Below are 19,645 nucleotides of genomic sequence, written 5' to 3'. Positions count from 1 at the left end.
AGTCTAAAAGTTCTTTAATAAAAATTTAAAGGGAATCAGGTAGGGAAATGATCGAATTATGTCGAAATAATAGGGAAAGTTTACTAAACAAGGTGCAGGAGTGAAAATTTTGTCGAATATATCCACAGCTGCCGCAATCCTTATCGTTCTGGTGATGCTCCTCCCCGGCGCAGCCCATGGAGATGCAGGTTCATCCTTAATCTCCGTCAGTTCATGGGAGCAAAAATGGGGCGCGGACTTCCTCGGCGCGCAGCATTCCGGCGAAGCCGGGTCAAAGTGGATGCGCGTTGACTATCCCGTCAGCCCGATACCGGCCATACCGAAGGGTATCTCCTCCGTAACCATTGCCATTAAGCTGCCGGAGATCGGAAAGAATAACGGCTTATATATTGGTAAAATGTACGCGAATCGGGTCAGCATCATCGTTAACGGCGTAGAAATCTATTCAGAGAACCGTTCTTATAATTATGACGTCAACCGTATCGTCCTTCCGCTGGAGCCTTCTGCAGCAGGAGGTACGTTGCTCATTCAGGCCTCAACGACCAAGGATCGGATCGGTTTAACCTCCGGTATCATGATTGGCCCTTACGAGAAGCTTGAAGCTCTTTACGCGAGTGCCAATTTGCTTGATATTTCCTTAGGCTGCGCGTTTTTGCTCGTATCTCTCGTAATGCTGTTCAGCTCGGTTTTTTTGAACCGGGCGCAGTGGCGGAACTGGGTTTCACTTAGCCTGATGATTATGTCGATCGGTCTATTAATGGTCACCTACCGACCGTTTCTGTACACATTTTACGGGCAGTACGGGCAGCTTTTCATCTATCTGTTCGATGCGGCACTTTTATTTTTCTTGCCGGCGCTGACCTATTTTTTTGAAAATATGTTCGGTCCCGGCCGTTTCGCGATAACACGCAAGCTTCGCAGGTTTCAGATCGGTTACTCGGCCTGCTGTTTGGCAGCTATGCTGCTTAATGATTGGACAGGTTACCAATATAACAGCATCTATTACTTCCTGTCGGTTAAGATTCTTGGCATCATAATGATCATCCAGTTTCTGTACATTATCGGCTCTACCGTAGTGTATGCTGTGAAGGGCAACAAAGAGGCGGTCATTCTTACGGCCGGAATCGGGTTGTTTGCCGCAATCGGAGTCGGGGAGCTCGTATGGTTCTACACGCATTCCCCGACCTACGATTTTAAATGGTGGAACTTTGGAATGATCGCCTTTGTCATTTCTCTGATTATATTGCTTGCCCGCAAAATGGCCTATACCCACAATAGGATGGTTCACTATTCGAAAGAACTTGAAATCTATATACAGAAGCTTCAACGATCCGAGAAAATTGAGGTCATCAGCCAGCTCGCCGCTTCGGTCGCGCACGAGGTCCGCAATCCGCTGCAGGTATCACGCGGTTTCCTTCAGCTGTTAAGAGATAGATCGCAATCGGAACGCGAGCGGGGGTTCATGAAGCTGGCTATCGAAGAATTGGACCGAGCGGCCAACATTATCACGGACTATCTATCGTTTGCCAAACCGCAGCTTGAGCAGATTAACACGCTGAATTTGGCTGAAGAGTTGAAGCTGGTTCACGACATGATGATTGCGCTGGCCGATGCGCAGGGGAGCAAGCTGGAAATGAATGTGCCGAAGGGGATTTATGTCCAAGGGAACGCCGATAAGCTGAAGCAGGCGTTTATCAATCTGATCAAAAACAGCCTTGAAGCATTGGGAGAGAGCGGTCATATCAGTCTGTGGGCGTACGAGAAAAACGGCACGGTAGCCGTTCATATTCGTGATAATGGCGAAGGGATGGACGAGGAGATGCTTGCCAGACTCGGAGAGCCTTATTTCTCCAGTAAAACAAAGGGGACTGGTCTGGGACTTATGGTCACATTCAGAATCATTGAACTGATGAGCGGGAGATTGATGTACAAGAGCCAGAGGGGAGTCGGTACCGAAGCGGTCATTTCATTGCCGTCCGCGAAGAAAACAAACGCGCCGTACGGATGATCCGCATGGCGCGAGCTGAAACATTGAAAACAAGTGAAGCGGATTACCACATGGCTAGGGATTCGTCTCCAGCTGCATTTGCCTGAGGAGCCGGGGGAATAACGATATAAAACTTGTTCGGCGTTTCCTCCAGCGCATGAAGTTCGATATCGCTTGGTACCGTAATGTTGAACGATTCCAAAAGTGCGGCTTTAGGGTCTGACAGCAGCTTTTGTTTGAATACTGGATCGTTCCATGCTTTTTCGATAATTTGGGACAGCAGTTGTTGTTCGGCCGACATCAGAATCACCCTTCATTAAATGGATAATATTTCATGAAGAGTATATCATAAACAATCATCAATTTCTATCAAAAAATGATAAAATTCTACTATATAACTTATTTATACTAAATCTTAAGAACTATTTTTGGACATACTCGCATCAAACTTTGGTAGTGGGACGACTCAGCCCGGCATAAGCTGAGCGTTCCTAATACTTTGGACTTTAACGACGTTGGAAAACACTGGCGTTATACCCGCATAACCAAGTAAAATAAACGTTATAACCAGATCGGTCTCTTCCGCGTCCGCGTAAAACCTGCCTAATTACAGCTGTGACATCGCACCTGCCAGGGCTACGCTAACGCTTATATCGAAAGTGTTACAATCTCGGATGTAACAACGACATGAGGTGCTCCCATGAAGACCATGCCTAAGGCTTTGGTTATTTGCATTATCCTGTTATCCTTATTTTCCTTCACACTCGCAGCCGCCCATAGCGATCCGCCCGCTTCCGCAGAAACGATTATCAAATGGGAAATGAAGTGGGAAACGAGCGGTAATGAGAAGGATTCTCCGCAGGCGGTCTTGAACGAGGGAGAATGGTCCACAGTTCTTGCAGATAAACCGGTAACGTCCAAATCTCCGGGGGTTACAGGCGCTTGGATAAAAATCACCCTGCCGAAATTGCCGGAGAGGTCCGGCATATTAATCGAAAGAGTTTACGGACAGGAAATAAAAGTCTTTATAGACGATAAACCAATCTATCAAAGCAGCCGTCCATATGCATATGATATCTATCGGCTCTTGCTGCCTCTCTCCGGCAGCGATTCGGACAAGATCTTGCTGATTCATACCACATCCTCGATGGACATGCTGGGACTCACTAACGGGATACAGATCGGTGACTATCAGTCGATATCGGAGAAATATATGAAAGCGGATTTACTGGATATCGTGCTTGGATGCGCATTTCTATTTATCGCGGTCGTCATGCTTATCTGCTCTGCATTTCTAAGTAGAATGCAGCTTCCGGGGTGGATCTCGCTTAGCCTGATCATTCTCTCGGTCGGCGTGCTCATCATGATGTACTCTCCGTTTCTGTATACCTATTACGGAGAATACGGGAAAGTGTACCTGCATCTCTTCGATGGTGCGCTGGTCGTATTTCTCGTCTCGCTGACCTTCTTTTTCGAAAAAATGTTTGAAGGCGGGTACTTCGGGATTTTCCGGAAATTCCGAAAGTTCCAGATCGGCTATTCCGTTCTTTGCCTTCTCGGAATGGTGTTGAACGACATATCGACAAGCCGCTTCTACGGCTTATACCACCTGATTACAGTGACTGTCCTTGGCATTATAATGATGGTTCAATTTGCCCTTATTATTGGAATGCTGATAACCTACGTTTGCAAGGGCAATAAAGACGCCGTTATTATTACTGTGGGATTTGGGATATTTGCGGTATTCGGTATCGGTGAGCTTGCTTTGTATTTTGCCCGGGATGGGCAGTACAATTTGTATTTGTGGAAATGGGGTATTGTAGGATTCATATTTTCTCTGATCATCCTGCTAGGTAAAAAGTTCGCCTATAATCATGATAAAATTGTAAAATATTCCAAAGAACTGGAAATGTATAATCATCAGCTTCAGCGTTCCGAGAAAATGGAAGTCATCAGTCAGCTGGCGGCTTCCGTTGCGCATGAAGTGCGGAATCCGCTGCAGGTAACCCGGGGCTTTCTTCAGCTGCTGGGAGACTCGATGCATGGCGGCAGAGAAAGGAACTATTTGAAGCTGGCAATTGAAGAACTGGACCGCGCTGCGTCGATCATTACGAATTACCTGACATTCGCCAAGCCGCAGATGGAGCAAACTACTATTCTCAACCTTGCAGAGGAGCTGTCCCAAGTGGAAGGGATTCTTGTCCCGCTGGCTAATTTACAAGGGGGGAAAATTGAGATAAGCATACCGAAGGACTTGTATATACAAGGGAATTCATCGAAGATGAAGCAAGCCTTTATTAATATTCTCAAGAACAGCATCGAAGCGCTTCGTGGAAACGGACGTATCCATCTTTGGGCGTATGAGGAGCGTGGAGAGGTTTTCGTTCATGTCCGGGACAACGGCGAAGGCATGGAGGAAAACATGCTAAAGCGCCTCGGAGAGCCGTATTTCTCCAATAAGACCAAAGGAACCGGACTCGGTCTGATGGTAACGTTCCGAATTATTGAGCTTATGGATGGGAAGCTGGAGTTTAAAAGCGAACGCGGCAAAGGCACTGAAGCGATTGTCCGATTTCCGGCGGTCAGGAATTAAATAAGGTGCCATATCGATCCGATGGCTACGGCACCTTATGCTTGGTTACCAGTGCGTCAAGTCGCAGTGGAATGTTCATCATTATCCGTTGGGTCAGGCGGGATAAGAAAGCATAACCTGCAGCTCGTTTCTTCCATTGCCGTCAGCGGCGATAATGAGCGGCTATTCATTAATAGATTCGGAGAGCCAGTTTACAAACCCGCCACGCAGCAGCGACTGTTTGCGCCGTTCATAACGATCTGCCGCCTGAACAAGCTCTTGCGAAAGCGAGTGATGGAAGGCTGATAAGCAGGATGCGCCAGGTAGTGTGCTCTGCAGTCTCTTATAGCGGGTTTCGGCCTCATCCGCAAATCGGCGGAGGCCCCCTTGCAGTCGTATGGAGTCCGTTACTTGAGCAGGGGAAAGAGGTGAATCTGCCGGAAGGTTCAGCTCGGACCGTATAAAGGCGAGCAGACTGTTGCCGCTGCCGTGGACAAGGTCTTCTTCCCAATCGGCCCAATCATCAACCATTTGCAGAGTAATGAGAACTTGATCAATGTAGTCCGACACAGCGGGGACAAGTATGTCCCGGCCGGTATGGAGCAGCGCTCCGGTGCTTGCCAGTTTAACCGGCGCCGCTTTCTTGGCAAGCTCGAGCAAGTCCGGTTCAAGTATACCGGCGTTTCGGCCTTCTGTTGCGACTGCCGATGCCCAATCGATAATATAGGTCCGGAAGTAATCCCAGAATGGCGACCCCGCCGGGAACTCGGCTTGATAAATATCGAGAAAGGCGAGGTAAAAGAGGTTGCCGAGCGCCAGCTGCTCCTTCCAATCCGTCTGAGGCGAATCCATAAGATCGTCCTGTATGAAAAAATACAGCATAATAAACACATTGGCCAGAGAAAGCTTGCGGCACATCCGGTCGTCGACCGCTGTTATATCCTTCAGCCAGTACGGAAGCAAATAACAAATGTAGTTTTTAGTGCCGCCGGGCAGCAGAGGATTGAATTTGTCTATGTAGGCGAGACCTTGGGTTCCGAGGGGGGCGGGGTATGCCGAAACGATAGTCATTGCTTCACTGAATACGATGGCGAGTTCGTCGTTAAACGATGTCTTCCAATTAATCATAGGTCTCATCTCCCGGTTTCTGTGTTGTTACGAGTATAACCCAAGGTCCGAAGACGGACAATTCCCGCCTGGGCTTAGTTGTGACGTGGACTATATCAGGTATACAATGATGGTATGAGTATTTGCGCAGAACGGAGGATTCACATGGAGGAAATGACCTTAGCCGGGCAGCTGGAAGCAGCGCAGCGTGAGATCGAAGAGCTAAAGGCGGAGAAGGCGCGGCTTGAGACTGAGGTTGCCAAGCTTCGCGGCCTGCTCCGTATTCGTCAGCAGGATACGATGTCCACGAAGCTGAAGGATGCGCTTCGGGAATGAACAGATAGGAAAGCCTGCGGATTATTTGCTGGAAAGCGGGACGAAAAAGCGATACAATATAACTAGTACACACAGATGAGGTGATATTGTGTCAGAGGAACAAGCAACCCCGAATGACGACCAGAAGCCAGAACCGAAGAAGGTTTCGCTCGCAGAAGCCGTGAAGCAGAAGCTCGCCCAGAAGAAGCAGGACCAGGCAAACGGCGGTAAGCAGCAGAAGCATGGCCCAGGCGGTAATCAGCAAGTGTTGAAAAGCCAAAATACAAAAAAAGTGAACAATCAGCGTAAAAAAATGGGTGTCTAGAAGATATCGGAAAACCGGGGCAGAATCCCGGTTTTTTTTAAATATAAGAAAGAGTGTAAGTTCCAGTATACCTTTTCTTATCTTTCCTTGGTGGGAATCGAATCTCCGACTCAAGGACGGCGTTAGCCGTTACTTCTTGGCTTCGGCCGGCTAGGATATATGACGGTTATACGTGTATCCATATTTCCAGCGTCGGCCTGCGGTTTAGCATTCAAGATGTGGTTGTATGGAACCTGCGGGATGAATCGGGAAAATATGTAGAACAAGCCGCGGCATTTACGCGTTATGCGTATTTGTAATCGCGGTTTTCTTCGTACATGCCCACCAGAATGAGCAAGATTTCTTATGGTCCAGACCCTCCCAATCGTATATACTAGGAGTAATCACATAATTTGGAAGGGGGCGTCCTGCAGACGCTTCATTGATTCAATGTCGCGTCCCCGTCGTACGAAGCAGAATAGAAGGGCTTAAGGAGGCAGATGATGTGAAAAAAATTTGTCGGCGGATGATAGCGTTTTCAATTCGTTTGCTTATCGTAGCATCGGTATTATTGTATATCATGTCGAATGCCGTTTTCGCGCTTGATAGTGTTAAGCCCGAGCTGCAAAGCGCGGTTCTCGACGGTGCTGTCATAAGGCTGAGCTATAACGAGCCGCTCAAACCGGACGCTGTTCCGAGCGTAGAGAATATGTATGCGAGAGTCGATGATAACCAATCGGCGGTATCGGGCATCCACATCAACGGCAGTGTTGTTGAAATAACGCTCGCCGCTGCGCCCGGGCCCACTCAGTCGGTATGGCTTACCTATTTACAGGGAAATCCGCCTTTGCAGGATTTGTCGGGCAATACCGCCGACAACTTGGTTGACTGCCCCGTGACGCAGCCGGATAATTCGCTGCCGCTGCTTGTGTCCGCAGTGGCTTCCGGCAGCGATGTGACGCTGCAGTATAATGAAACGCTCGACCCCGGCTCTGTACCGGGGGCAGCTAACTTTGTCGTCAAAGTAAACGGCGTTCCAACCTCCATTTCATCGACATCGGTTACCGGCGCTTCACTGCGGCTGCAGGTTGCGGAGCCGGTCGGCGCGGGCCAGACCGTCCAGATTACCTATTTGAAAGGCGGCTCGCCGCTGCAGGATACTGCTGGGAACGCGGCGGCCAATTTATACGATGTGGCGGCTGTTAACCCTTCTCAATCCGCCGCGCCGGAGGTCGTCTCGGCGGTTGTATACAGCGATACCTTACAGCTTACGTACAATCAAAACCTGAATAAACTCTCAATTCCTGCCAAGGGCAGCTTCATTGTCGCCGCCGATACGCAGCACGTAGCCATTTCGCGGTTGGCCGTTAACGGTCCGGTCGTTACTATCACATTGTACAGTCCCGTTACAAGCAGCCAAACCGTCACTGTCAGCTATCAGCCCCCGGGGGTAAATCCGTTGGTAAGCAGTATGGGCATTAACGCGGCTTCCTTCGATAATAAAATCGCATCGAATCGAACCGACGATTCGCCTCCGCTGCTGCTGAGCTCAAGAGTAACGGATTCCACTGTGAGGCTCGTTTATAACGAGCCGCTTCTGACATCATCCGTTCCGGGTGCCGGCAGTTATTCCGTCTTTTTGGACGGAGCATATAAGGCGGTAGCGAGTGTTGCCGTGGCGGATGCGACGGTATCGCTCAAGCTTGCGGAATCTCCCGCCGCAAACGGCATACTGACTGTGTCCTACTCTATGCCCGATATGAACGCCGTGAAGGATTTGAGCGGCAACAGAGCGGATAATCTTGTTCAGCAGCAGGTGGCGCGGGGGAACGATTCTACCAAGCCTGCGCTTCTGCGCGCGACTCTGGACGGAGCCGTACTGACCCTATCATACAGTGAACCGCTGAGCAGCGCGTCAGTACCGGCGGTCGGAAGCTTTGCGGTGACTTCAGGCTCCGCTGCGCTGCCCGTAACTCAAGCTGCGATAAGCGGGTCCGACCTTCGCCTGACTTTATCCAGGGCCGCTGCCGGCGGCGCATCCGTTATGGTATCATACACTCAGCCTGAGGCCAATCCTGTGAAAGATTTGAACGGGAATGAAGCCGATTCATTCAGCAGCTTTACGGCGGGAAACGCTAACGACCATACTCTCCCTACGCTTACCGGTGCCGTTATCAATGGCGCTTCGATCAAACTGACATACAGCGAAGCGCTTAGAACGGGAACGGGGTTCACTCCCCCATCTTCGAGCTTTAATGTGTTTGTTGGGAGCTTGCAGCGTTCGGTTACGAATGTGTCGGTGAACGGTGCGGTGGTTACGCTCACACTCTCTTCAGCCGCCGCCGCCAATAATACGGTAACGCTCAGTTATACACCGTCAGGGAGCTCGGCGATTCAAGATGTAAGCGGCAATAAGGCGGCGCAGCTTTCCTCGCAGGCTGTGACCAATCAAACGGATCTTACTGCGCCTACGTTCATAAGAGCCTCGGCAAGCTATGCACTTGTGATGCTGACCTACAGCGAAACGCTCGATTCGTCTCAGGTGCCATCGGCGGCCAGCTTTTCGGTATACGGCAGCAGTTACCGGACGGTGACAAGCGTGGCGGTGAACGGCTTAACCGTTATGCTCACGCTGGGAACGCCGGTAACGACCGGCGAAACGCTCACTGTCGGTTATTCTGCCCCCTATAGCGGCGGGTTACAAGATCTGAGCGGCAATTTGGCGTCGAGCTTGTACAGCCAGCCTGTAACGACCAATGGCTCCGATTCGACGCCGCCGACGATTTCCAGCGCCACGGTAAGCGGCAGCACAATCACATTAACATACAATGAGAGCCTCTCTTCGAGTGTAGCTCCGTATGCCTCTCAATATACGGTAACGAGCGGCCAGTCAACCATATCCGTCAGTACGGTCAATATCAGCGGTTCGACAGTCAAGCTGAGCATGCAATCCGCGCCTCCTGCAGGACAGGCGCTCAAAGTCAGCTACTCACCGACAGGCGGAAATCCGCTTAAAGATACGAACGGCAACCAAGCCGCGGCGTTGACAGGCTACTCTATCACGGTTCCAAGCACACCGGTTAATATAACAACAGTCGAAGGAAAAGGTTCAACCATTACCGTAACATTCTCGCGCCCGCTGAATGAAAGTGTTATGCCGGGTGCCGCGGATTTCTCGGTATCGGCAAGCAATGCGGCAAAGAGAGTGAGCGATGTCCGGATTACCGGCTCTACTCTTACTTTGACAGTGGAAGGAATCCTTGGAACGAAGCAAAGCGTACAGCTGAGCTACACTCCCGGCACAGATCGGCTGCAGGATGAACAAGGCAACATGGTCGCAGCTTTTGCGGGACGCACGGTTAACATGGCATCTGCGGCGATCGGCGGTACCGGAATATCCGAGACTGAAGAGGAATCGGAATTGACCGGAACGGCGCCTGGAGAGCAGAAGCCGGATGTCGTTGACGTTATGCTCGAGGCATCCGCTGCGGCGCAGTCGGATGAAACGACAGAGCAGGGAGAGGCGGTGGCCGTTTATACGGTAGACAGCGGCTCGATCGCTGATGCGCTTCAGCAAATGAAAGGGAAAACCGCATTTACGATCGGATTTACCGTGGACGGAGGCGATTCCAAAAACGTTAAAACGCTAATTCCCGCTGCCGCATTCTCATCCGTGAGTGAAGGGAGTACCGTTCATTTCAAGGTCGCAACGCCGATCGGCGAGTATGATTTCCCGATCACGGTTGTAGATGCCGCCTCGCTTGCCGCTCAATTAAAAGCAGCACCCGGCGATGTCTATATCGGGATCGTCATTCGTACCGCGGGGACCGGCCTAACGGATGAAATTACAGCGAAAGCCAAGGCTGCCGGCCTTGAAATGCTTGGTTCGCCGATCGTTTACGATACCTTTGTTGTGGCCGGAGGCAAGTCTTATCCGCTTAGCAGCTTCAACCAATATATAAACAGGATGCTGTTTATCACTCCGGAAACATCGCTCAAGGATACGACAGTCGTCTGGTACGATCCGGTTTCCAAACAGCCCGTCTACGTTCCGGCGCTGCTCGATCGCTCGGGCGGACGAACTTCAGCGGTTATCAAGCACATGACCAACGGCACGTACGCAGCGGTCAAGACGAATAAGCAATTTACCGATATGGCGGCCCACTGGGCCAAAGGGGACGTGCAGCGGTTAGCCTCCAAGCTGATCGTAAGCGGCGTGTCAGCATCTGCATTCAACCCGAACAAGTCGATCAGCAAGGCGGAATTTGTCACCATGCTTACCCGCGCACTCGGCTTGTATGGAACCGCCGACAATCTTCCTTATAATGATGTCGCGCAGCAAAGCTGGTTCCACTCACCTGTGGCGACCGCCTATGCAGCGGGTATCATCGACCGTGCGGAGCAATTTCATCCGAATGAGCCTATTACCCGGTCAGATATTGCAATTATGATCTACAGGGCGGCGGAAGTGACGGTGGGTAAAATCCCCTTAACGAATATCGACCAGCCGATTATCGACAAGTATACAGATCTTCGGAACCTTGCTTCGGAAGAACGGAATGCCATTACCGCCAATATCAAAATCGGTCTGATGACCGGAAGCTCCGACACCGAGTTCGCTCCGGAGGATAGTGCCACAAGAGCCCAAGCGGCCGTCATTCTCGGCAGGTTAATGAAATATGCGGGATTGTTGAATTAAACATTGGGTTTCGGTTTATTTGCAGAGAGGGGCTGCGGATACTTGCTAACGCAGTCCCTCCGGGACTAAAATTGGAAAGGAACCAATCCGCGGCTTCAGCATTGCGTGGGCTACAGGAAGAAAACAGGAGGGGTAGATCACCTTTTCATCCGGGTACCGGGGAACGGTTAGTTAAAAAGAGTCACAGACTGCTTTGGAAGGAGGCGGATTACGATTCAACCCGAACAAAGGTCAGCGAATAAGTCATGTGAAAAACGGGAGCTTAGCGATCGTCAAACGTATGCTATAGAGCATGAAACCCCAGTTGATCTCATTACAAAGGGAGATTGTCTCGTTGACGACTAACATTGAAGGGGAAACATCTTTTCATTAAAATTTTTCTAGCGAAGCATGCGCTGCACAATCGCTTCGTACAGCCGCCATGGGAGCAGCGCTTTGGCCAGTACCGCCAACCTGGTTCCGCGCCCGATCGGATAGCGGAGCTGGGGTAAGCGCTTGCCCGCGATGCGGACAACAGCCTCCGCGACCTCGCGCGGGTCGGCGGCACGCTCGGCGGCGGCGCGCGTGCGTGCAAGCAGCCTGACGAGCTGAGGTGCGTACGGGGAATCCGCTGCCGCGTCTTCGCGGACGGCGCTCAGCCCTTTGCTCCATATGTCGGTGCTGTATGCGCCGGGCTCGACAAGGACGACGCGAATACCCCATGGCGCAAGTTCATGGCGTAATGACTCGCTATAGCCTTCAAGTGCGTACTTGGATGCGGCATAAGGCGCAAATCCAGGAAGTCCTAACAGACCGCTGATACTGCTTATATTTATTATCAGTCCGCGCCCGCGCGCACGCATGCCCGGCAGAGCCGCCTGCGTTAGCGCGATTACGCCGAGAACGTTCGTCTCAAGCAGCTCCCGCCAGCGCTCGATCGGCACTTCCTCAGCGAAGCCGCCAAGCGCATAGCCGGCGTTGTTGACTATAATGTCTATGCCGCCGAATTCGAGCTGGGCACGCTGAATGACGGAACCCGCTTGTTCATGATTCGTGACATCAAGCTCCATGCACACGATCCGCCCGGCGCACCCTGCCCGGTTTGCACCGTCAAGCAGCGTCTGTGCCCGGCCGAGATCCCTTAAGGTCGCGATAACCCGGCAGCCGCGGCTGGCAAAAGCTATGGCAGTATGTAGTCCGAACCCGCTGGAGCAGCCGGTGATGAGGACGACGGGAGGTTGACGATTCAAACGATTCCAACGATTCAATTCGGGTGTCCTGCTTTCTGGAGCTACTCCTGCTTATTCCCGGAAATCCATTTGCGGTATATCGTCAGACTGTCCCGCAAATAATTGGATTCGTCCTCAGTTAACGCTTCCTTGAAGGAGCTGCCGGAACTCCGGTCTTTCTTCATTTGATAGGGAAGCTCTCGTCCGACGAGGTCGTCGAGACTTACGGCGAACAAATCGGCAATGCGTACAAGTGTATGAAGATCCGGTTCGTTTATATTATTTTCATATTGGGAAATAGTCGATTTGGCGGTTTTCAATAAGGACGCCAGCTGTTCCTGCGTCATGGAACTGCCTTTCCTCAGCTCTCTCAATCGCTTGCCGATCATAGCTATCAACTCTTTTTAATCAAAGTGGTTGTAATGGTACCTACAATTGTACACGCTTTAGCCGGACCAATGCCTTTGGACAAGACTGGATTCACGATACATGTTATTATGGGTTGAAAGTTTCGTTTGTAAACGGTAAAATGAGACGATAGTTCATGAAACGTGAATATATGAGGGAAGTTATGGAGAAAATTTATGGAGGATGGATATGCATATGATAGGGGGCGGCAATCCGACAGCGGCGCTCATCGCAGGGGTTATCGCCATCGTAATGCTGATTATTTTTCATCGTAATGAGCGAAAGAATGAAAATTCTATGCTGCATTGGGTGCAGGAGTCGCAGTCAAAGGCGCTCTGGCTTGAAGAATTCGATACGGATGGAGGAACCAAGGCAGCTATGGAGGCACTCATTGATTACTGTTTAGCCAAGCAGGGGGCAACAAAGGAATACCCGTTCGGACCCGAACCGCTTGTCGCCAAAGTAGGCGGCAAAATGTTCGCGCTTGTGTCCGGTGCGAGCATTTCATTAAAGTGCGATCCCGTCATTGCCGAAAACCTGCGCGAGCAATATGAGGCGATAACGCCAGGCTACCACTTAAGCAAGAAGCATTGGAATTCGATTCATGTCGACGGCTCAATTCCCGAAGAAGAACTGCGGGACATGATTGACCACTCCTACGGGCTTGTCCTCAAAGGGCTGCCGAAGGCAGTACAAAACCGGATTAATGAGAAATCTCAAACACAAAAATGAGCTTCATAGCTCATAATACTCGAAGCAGGCACGATTTTGAGCCGGGCGCCGATCGCAGGTTAACCGCTTTCGCTTATCGTTATGGGCACCAACCGGACGGCATGGCGCATAAAGAGGCGGCAAAAGCTGGCTCTTCTTTCGCCAAATCCGCAAAGTAATTGCTTAAAATGTGATTGCCTCCGACGGATCCGATTCGAAAGCTGCGCTTCACTTCGCCCTTAACGTGTAAATAATAATAAATTTTCTCTGATTTCGGCAATTGGTAGATGAGCGGGGGCAAGTACGGAACGATATCGAATTCATTCTGAATGCGGAAGTGGGCCGGCACTGTGCTGTTATAGCTGCGGACAAACTTCGGATCCCCGACACGAGGCGAACCGAATGTGTACACAAGTATCCGGACACTAGGACGGTTCACAGCAATATCGTAGGCAGCCAGCGTGGCAAGCGCCCCGCCCAGACTGTGGCCGGTAATATAAAGCGGCTTATTGCTTGGCAATTGCTCCAGTAAGCTGAATACTCGGCCGCGAGCGGACATATAGACATCGGTGAACCCACGGTGCGTTTGTAAGGCGCCTTTCACCGGCTTGAATGCCGTTTGCTGGGCCATCATGTCGGTTACCCAGTCCGTCGCCGAGCTTGTGCCGCGAAACGCGAGTACAGCCGCGCGGTCGGATTCAATTAAGAAACCGAAAGGTTCCATTGGACTGCCGTGAGCCGCGGCGGTGAACGAACCGACTACACGGTAAGTGGCCGGGAGAAGGAAATTCTGTTGTATATTCTCGAACTGGACATACGTTTGACCGCATACCGCGGCCAGGAATATGGCTGTTTGCATATCCATTTTGCGCGTGTCTTCCATTGTTCTCGTTCACGCTCCTCTCAGCATTGTATGATGAGATGGGCAATAGCGCTTTAGGCGTCCGCCTGTTTCGGAAACGCAGCTTATGACATTCACAATCAGGGTATAAATATGTAAAAGCTTCAAGCCAAAATCGCACATTTGCCGCGAAGGCAGGCATAAGAGGAGCAAGCCGACGTTCGGCTGCTCCTGTTTCAGCTGTCCCAGGGGATTATTCGGAGTTTATTCAGGAGTACGCCGGATTACGGTAAAAGTGTCATGCGGAACGCTTCCTTCCCGGCGGGACGGATATTTACCGCAACCTTAGCGCTCTAAAATTCGATTCAAGTCAGCCTGTAAAGGGTAAAACGAATTACATATTGGCATAAAGAACTTAGAGTTTATGCCTGAGAAGCGGTTTACCCCGTAATTTCTAAGGAGGTGTCACCGATGAGTGGATCTGATATTGCGATGTTGGTTATAGGCTTATCCGTTGCCGTGCTTGCCGTCTTTATGGTGCAGACGCTGCGGAAGGTGCAAACTTCACTGGATGCAGCAGGCAAAACGCTGCTGGAAGTACAACAGGTCATCCATGTGTGGAAGGATGATATAGGCGATCTTGTCGGAAGCGCGCGTAAGCTTACGGACAGGGTTGATGAACAGATTGGCGCGATAGAGCCTCTGATGGCCTCAGTGCGGGAAACAGGCGCGGCTCTGCATGAAGTAGCCGGCGTGGCGCACGGATTCTCGTCGCTCTGGTCGGCCAAACTGCGCAGACGGGCTGAAGCAGCTGCGGCGAAGGATGCAGCGAAGGCAGCGGCGGCCAAGCGGAAAATGGAGGCCGAGAAGAAGGAGGCCATTACAGGCAGATCTATAGCCGCCATGGAGAGCGCCCCATCCTCTGAAGGAGCTTCCATCAACACCGGCTCCGGCCGAGACGGTTATATGCATTCTTCGGCTATGGCTGAACAAACGCCGGCATGGCTTGCTTGGATGGAAACGGGTGTGCATGTAGCTCGGTTGTTCGCCAAGCGGTAGTAGCCACATTCATCTTCAGCAAGGTATTATTAAAGAAGAACCATTGCTTAATGTACCCACATCATAGGAGTTCTGGCTAGGAGATGGAAGATGCGTATAGTTATCGTCGACGATAATCCTATGAATATCACCGTTGTTCAAGAGATCCTTAAACGGGCCGGCTACACGGATATTATAGCGGCCGCTTCCGGCATCGAGCTCTTTGGTCTGCTCGGCCTTACCGCTCAGGGTCATGAGCCGAGCCGACCATCCAGAATCGATAGCGGCGTTGATTTGATTCTGCTCGATATGATGATGCCCGGCATGGACGGTATTACCGCATGCCGCGCGATCCAGCAGTCGGCGCGGCTCAGAGATATTCCGATCATCATGGTAACGGCAATCGGCGATTCCAAAAAGCTGGCGGAATCGCTTGATGCCGGTGCCATTGATTATGTCACGAAGCCGATAAACCGGATAGAGCTGCTTGCCCGTATTCGGGTCGCTCTGCGGCTGAAAGAGCAGAAGGACTGGCACAAGGACAGGGACCGCAGAGTCAGGGAAGAGCTGCAGCTTGCCAAAGAAGTGCAGAGCGCCGCTTTATCCCAGCCGATTGAAGAGGAAGGCATAGCCATAGAGGCGATATTCCGCCCTTCCGAGGAGCTGTCCGGCGACCTTTACGCCTGGAACCGAATAGACGACAGGCGGTACGGTGTAGCCGTCATTGATGCGATGGGGCATGGAATCTCCTCTTCGCTGGTTTGCATGTTCATAGCCTCGGTTCTCAAAGAAGCGATGACGCAGCTGATAGAGCCCGGTGAGGTTATTAAAGAGCTGAACCGGCGCGCGCAGCAGCTGCAATTTGCAGACCAGTTAATCCAGTATTATTTTACCGCCCTGTATGCGCTTGTCGATTTGGAGCAAGGAACGGTTGAATACGTCAATGCCGGACACCCTCCGGGAGTCATCGTGCGAGGTAATGGAAGCGTCGAAGTATTCGAGCAAGGGGGAGTTGCGATTGGCTTATTCAATGAAATCGAGGTGAACAAGCATACATTAAGCATCTCATCCGGCGACCGAATGATTCTTGTTACGGACGGCATGCTCGACCTGGTGGCAGGAGAGGAAGACGATCAGGTTGAATGTCTGATGGAAGCGCTCAGGCCTTTAGGCAGCAAGATTCCGACCGGGAAGCTTGAAGAAGCGCTTTTTCATGGAGAAAATGAATCCAATCGTTCCGACGACCGTTGTCTGGTTACGGTGGATATTAAGTAACGGTTAAGCAAAGAGGGACATGCGTCTGCAAGAGGCGCATGTCCCTTATGATTTTTTGAGCTATCTGTTCGAGCGTGAAGGCAGGGAGGGAAGCGGGCGCTCTTCCGCTTCTTTTATTTGTAGTCCCGTCCGGCTGCGCCGGATAGGCAGTTCCGACTCTGTCTGCTGCTTAGTTTGCCGCTCTTCATTGTCGGAAGAGGCGACAATTTGCTCAGGCTTGCGCGCGTACAACAGATCGCCTGTCCAGCCTTTATGCCAGAGCCACCAATAAATAGCAAATGTCGTCACTATAATAACCGTTGTTACGCTCACAAAGCCCCAGGTTTCATCAGCCCACGGAAGTTTGTCGAAATTCATTCCCCAGACGGCACCGATGACGGTAGCCGGCATAAACAGGGCGGTAAAAATCGTTAACGTCTTCATTATATCGTTGCCGCGAAAATTTGAAATAGCGTCATCCATCATGAGCAAAGTATCGATTTCCATTGCATAACTGGCAAGCAGCTCCTGGATGCGGTCAAGCTTGAATTCCATTCGCTTGTATTCTTCCAAATCTGTTAATTTCTCAAGGAATGCTTCTTTCGCCGCGCCTTGAATCTCCCGGATCGGTATAAACAGGTGTTTCCAGTGCAGCAGGTCGTAACGCCGTTCAAATATTGAATTCATCAGCCCCGTCCGGTTGTGTCGGCGCATGGAATTCTCCAGCTCTCCGAGGCGGGTCTCAAATACATCCAAACCGGCATGAAACGTCTCCAGAACAGCGCCGAGAATGACGAATAAAGCCTCGGGTGCGGTCTGGCAGCGGTTCAGCTTCTCAGCCCAAGGCTCAAGCTGCATTCGAATCGACAAGCGCAAATCCGTATGTATCGTCGCGAGTTTACCGTGAGTGAGCCAGAAATGAAGCGGAACCACATCGCTATAATCCTCGGAGAGTTGACACATCAGGGTTCCGTATACGGCCGGCTCGCCGGCATACTCGGAGACGGCGATATGATTGCTTTTGGACGAGACGGCATCCTTCGCCCAATCGACAATTTCGGGATGTGTTTTCTTCAGTTCGCGCAGCGCATCCGCGCTGCCCTCCGAATTGCCGGCGTAAACGGGCGAACCGGGCCGGTCGATATCCCGGTTTTGCGCTTTACTGGCGGCGTCAGCTCCATGCCGGGCTGAATGCGTTTTGCGGACGCGACTCAAACCGGTCGTTACGGGGCGCTGTTCGTGAAGCACGTGCCACTCCCAATTGGATGGAAATCGCAGCATCCGATGCATCATGGTTATACGAGCCTCCTGCTTGTCCGTTCATGCTTTAACTGTAACCATCATAACGCGAACGCGCCTTATTCACAACTGCGGCCGCGAAGAACGCGCTTGCGCAGGCAGCGTCATCAGCGCATTAAAAACGCCGCTGTCCGGATCAACCGGACACGGCGCTTTGTGCATTGTCGGCTTTGGCGAGACTCGACAATCATGAATCCAATCAGTCATTCACCCTGCTTGTCCGCATCATTCTCGCTGAGAAATTGCTTCAGCTTATCGATCGCGCGCCGCTGAATTCGGGATATGCTCATTTGCGAGACGCCGAGCCGGTCGGCGATATTGCGCTGAGGCAGTCCCTCCTGATATACAAGCAGCAGCACCTGCTGCTCCTGCGGCTTCAGTCTGGACATGGCCGCTTCCAGATCGAGCTTTTTATCCACGGTTTCGAAATCGTCGGCAGGAGAGCCGATCAGGTCTCCAAGAGTCGTCGTGTTCTCTTCCTCGGAGATCGGGGTATCAAGCGAGACATAGTGGTACAGCTCGCGCCCGGCAAGGATTTCAGTCGTTTCCTCGACGGTCAGCTCCATATGCTCGGCGATTTCTTCAATCCGCGGCGACCGTTCCAGTTTAACCGTAAGATCGTCTACCGCTTGCTGGACGGCGATACCTTTTTCCTTGATACGACGGGGCACCTGAACATACCACGATTTATCCCGCAAATAATTTTTCATATGGCCGATAATGCTTTTCATCGCATAAGGTTCGAACTGGACGCCCAAGGTGACGTCAAATTGTCTGAACAGTCGAAGGAGCGCAATTTGTCCGACCTGCATCAAATCCTCATATAAATCCGGACGATTGCGAGAAATTTTACCGGCCGCCATTCGAACCATCGGCTCATAAGACTCAATAAGCAGCGTTGCTGTATCATTATTCGGGTTATTCTGGTAGATCAGAATGAGCTCCGCATTCGATAACGGCGGCTGCTTGGCCGGTTGTAAACTCATGCCATTTCACCACTCTTAACGAGGCGTTTTGTGAGAACCACTTCGGTTCCGGCATCACTGTTCACTTCTACTTGATCCATCAATGCTTGCATGAGATAAAGGCCCAGCCCGCCTGCTTGCAGCTCTTCAACCGTCTTGCCGTGCATCGGTTCCGCATTGCGTGCCGCAGTCGCGGCGTCAAAGCTGCGACCGTTATCCTTGACAATAATGGAGAGAGCGTCTGATTTCTTCACGAAGCGCACTTCGATATGCGGACCGTGCTGCGGGGCCGACGATATTGAGCCATGCGGCAAATCCCCGTATGCATAGAGGACAGCGTTGTTGCACGCTTCCGATACGGCTACTTTCATATCCTCAATTTCCTCGTAGGAAAATCCGATTTTGACCGCAAGGCCGTACAGTGTCAATCTGACCAGATCGATGTATTCGGCAGCCGCGGGCACCTGCAGTGTTATGATTTCTTCATTCGCTTTCATGGCGTATTCTCGTTCCTTTCTTCATCACAGTCATGCTTGCCCAGCTTGCTTGAGCAGAAAAGGTGTAATGCCCGTCATATCGAACAATTTGCGGATATTCGGCGGTATGGCTTCTACTGCGAAAGGCGCATTATTGGCGTGCCGAGCTTTGAGTACGGATACGAGAATACCTATGCCGGTACTGTCCACGTACCGCAATTCGCGAAGATTCAGCGTCAGCTCACAGTCCGCCATTTCTACAAGCGGAGACATTGCAGCACGCATCTGCGCGGCGGATTCGAGGTCAAGCTCGCCCCCGATATACACGATACATTTGCCGTCTTTATTCTCGGTGCGTAAAAATAGTTTGTCTGTCTGCTTCATATAATTACCTCTCCTGTACCCAAAATTAGAACCTGAGTGTAGGACCCCAAGTCCGAATTCCCAACCGGTTAATAACA

Annotated in this window: 19 protein-coding genes; 9 read left to right on the top strand and 10 right to left on the bottom strand. The window is 51.3% G+C overall.

All coding sequences use genetic code 11. From position 1 onward, the window contains the following. Positions 1 to 109 precede the first annotated feature (109 nt). The gene (locus KZ483_RS24505) at positions 110 to 2,008 is read left to right on the top strand and encodes an ATP-binding protein (protein ID WP_220350169.1); all 1,899 of its coding nucleotides are present in this window, start codon (positions 110 to 112) and stop codon (positions 2,006 to 2,008) included. Between the two features lie 43 nt (positions 2,009 to 2,051). Here KZ483_RS24505 and KZ483_RS24500 read toward each other — a convergent pair whose 3' ends face one another. Next, positions 2,052 to 2,288 (bottom strand): NHLP leader peptide family RiPP precursor, encoded by a 237-nt coding sequence (locus tag KZ483_RS24500; RefSeq protein WP_220350168.1) that lies wholly within the window; start codon positions 2,286 to 2,288, stop codon positions 2,052 to 2,054. 399 nt (positions 2,289 to 2,687) lie between these two features. On the opposite strand from KZ483_RS24500, the gene KZ483_RS24495 reads away from it, so the two are divergent. Beyond that, entirely contained in the window at positions 2,688 to 4,580 is a 1,893-nt protein-coding gene (locus KZ483_RS24495) for a sensor histidine kinase (protein ID WP_220350167.1), read from the top strand. Between the two features lie 162 nt (positions 4,581 to 4,742). Here KZ483_RS24495 and KZ483_RS24490 read toward each other — a convergent pair whose 3' ends face one another. Next, positions 4,743 to 5,687, bottom strand: coding sequence for a class 1 isoprenoid biosynthesis enzyme (locus KZ483_RS24490; protein WP_220350166.1), 945 nt, complete (start codon positions 5,685 to 5,687; stop codon positions 4,743 to 4,745). Between the two features lie 144 nt (positions 5,688 to 5,831). Between KZ483_RS24490 and KZ483_RS24485 the strand changes: the two genes are divergently transcribed. From KZ483_RS24485 to KZ483_RS24470, 4 genes are all read left to right on the top strand, one after another. Further along, on the top strand, positions 5,832 to 6,002 hold the full coding sequence (locus tag KZ483_RS24485) for a hypothetical protein (protein ID WP_220350165.1): 171 nt from the start codon (positions 5,832 to 5,834) through the stop codon (positions 6,000 to 6,002). An 88-nt stretch (positions 6,003 to 6,090) separates the two neighbouring features. Further along, positions 6,091 to 6,306, top strand: a complete 216-nt coding sequence (locus KZ483_RS24480) for a hypothetical protein (RefSeq protein ID WP_397376130.1) — start codon at positions 6,091 to 6,093, stop codon at positions 6,304 to 6,306. Positions 6,307 to 6,407: 101 nt separating this feature from the next. Then, entirely contained in the window at positions 6,408 to 6,605 is a 198-nt protein-coding gene (locus KZ483_RS24475) for an MEKHLA domain-containing protein (protein WP_220353656.1), read from the top strand. Between the two features lie 185 nt (positions 6,606 to 6,790). Continuing rightward, a complete protein-coding gene (locus KZ483_RS24470; protein WP_220350164.1) occupies positions 6,791 to 10,984 on the top strand; it encodes a SwmB domain-containing protein in 4,194 nt (1,397 codons plus the stop codon). Positions 10,985 to 11,364: 380 nt separating this feature from the next. Here the strand turns inward: KZ483_RS24470 and KZ483_RS24465 are convergent, their stop codons facing one another. Both KZ483_RS24465 and KZ483_RS24460 read right to left on the bottom strand, forming a co-directional pair. Then, positions 11,365 to 12,213 (bottom strand): SDR family oxidoreductase, encoded by an 849-nt coding sequence (locus tag KZ483_RS24465; protein WP_220350163.1) that lies wholly within the window; start codon positions 12,211 to 12,213, stop codon positions 11,365 to 11,367. A gap of 41 nt (positions 12,214 to 12,254) precedes the next feature. Continuing rightward, positions 12,255 to 12,581: a helix-turn-helix domain-containing protein gene (locus KZ483_RS24460; protein ID WP_220350162.1), complete on the bottom strand. Its 327-nt coding sequence runs from the start codon at positions 12,579 to 12,581 to the stop codon at positions 12,255 to 12,257. A 397-nt stretch (positions 12,582 to 12,978) separates the two neighbouring features. On the opposite strand from KZ483_RS24460, the gene KZ483_RS24455 reads away from it, so the two are divergent. Next, positions 12,979 to 13,332, top strand: a complete 354-nt coding sequence (locus KZ483_RS24455; RefSeq protein WP_220353655.1) for an MmcQ/YjbR family DNA-binding protein — start codon at positions 12,979 to 12,981, stop codon at positions 13,330 to 13,332. Between the two features lie 79 nt (positions 13,333 to 13,411). Here the strand turns inward: KZ483_RS24455 and KZ483_RS24450 are convergent, their stop codons facing one another. Next, positions 13,412 to 14,176 (bottom strand): lipase family protein, encoded by a 765-nt coding sequence (locus KZ483_RS24450; protein ID WP_220350161.1) that lies wholly within the window; start codon positions 14,174 to 14,176, stop codon positions 13,412 to 13,414. Positions 14,177 to 14,623: 447 nt separating this feature from the next. On the opposite strand from KZ483_RS24450, the gene KZ483_RS24445 reads away from it, so the two are divergent. Together KZ483_RS24445 and KZ483_RS24440 are read left to right on the top strand one after the other, a co-directional pair. After that, a complete protein-coding gene (locus KZ483_RS24445) occupies positions 14,624 to 15,211 on the top strand; it encodes a DUF948 domain-containing protein (protein ID WP_220350160.1) in 588 nt (195 codons plus the stop codon). Between the two features lie 90 nt (positions 15,212 to 15,301). Continuing rightward, positions 15,302 to 16,465: a PP2C family protein-serine/threonine phosphatase gene (locus tag KZ483_RS24440; RefSeq protein WP_220350159.1), complete on the top strand. Its 1,164-nt coding sequence runs from the start codon at positions 15,302 to 15,304 to the stop codon at positions 16,463 to 16,465. A gap of 60 nt (positions 16,466 to 16,525) precedes the next feature. Here the strand turns inward: KZ483_RS24440 and KZ483_RS24435 are convergent, their stop codons facing one another. From KZ483_RS24435 to KZ483_RS24415, 5 genes are all read right to left on the bottom strand, one after another. Next, positions 16,526 to 17,737 carry a magnesium transporter CorA family protein gene (locus KZ483_RS24435; RefSeq protein WP_220350158.1) on the bottom strand — a complete coding sequence of 404 codons (1,212 nt, stop codon included), beginning with the start codon at positions 17,735 to 17,737 and terminating at the stop codon, positions 16,526 to 16,528. Positions 17,738 to 17,806: 69 nt separating this feature from the next. Next, positions 17,807 to 17,950 (bottom strand): hypothetical protein, encoded by a 144-nt coding sequence (locus KZ483_RS24430; RefSeq protein WP_220350157.1) that lies wholly within the window; start codon positions 17,948 to 17,950, stop codon positions 17,807 to 17,809. Further along, positions 17,947 to 18,729 (bottom strand): sigma-70 family RNA polymerase sigma factor, encoded by a 783-nt coding sequence (locus tag KZ483_RS24425; protein WP_220350156.1) that lies wholly within the window; start codon positions 18,727 to 18,729, stop codon positions 17,947 to 17,949. Before KZ483_RS24425 ends, KZ483_RS24430 begins: the two co-directional genes overlap by 4 nt. Continuing rightward, on the bottom strand, positions 18,726 to 19,205 hold the full coding sequence (gene rsbW / locus KZ483_RS24420) for an anti-sigma B factor RsbW (RefSeq protein ID WP_220350155.1): 480 nt from the start codon (positions 19,203 to 19,205) through the stop codon (positions 18,726 to 18,728). The genes KZ483_RS24425 and rsbW overlap by 4 nt, the downstream gene beginning before the upstream one ends. A gap of 30 nt (positions 19,206 to 19,235) precedes the next feature. Continuing rightward, positions 19,236 to 19,568 carry an STAS domain-containing protein gene (locus KZ483_RS24415; RefSeq protein ID WP_220350154.1) on the bottom strand — a complete coding sequence of 111 codons (333 nt, stop codon included), beginning with the start codon at positions 19,566 to 19,568 and terminating at the stop codon, positions 19,236 to 19,238. Between the last annotated feature and the right edge of the window lie 77 nt (positions 19,569 to 19,645).

Origin of the sequence: Paenibacillus sp. sptzw28 (assembly GCF_019550795.1) — a bacterium.
Lineage (GTDB): Bacteria > Bacillota > Bacilli > Paenibacillales > Paenibacillaceae > Paenibacillus_Z.
The sequence above is the reverse complement of the archived record's forward strand: the minus strand, read 5'-3'. Positions and strand labels throughout refer to the sequence as shown.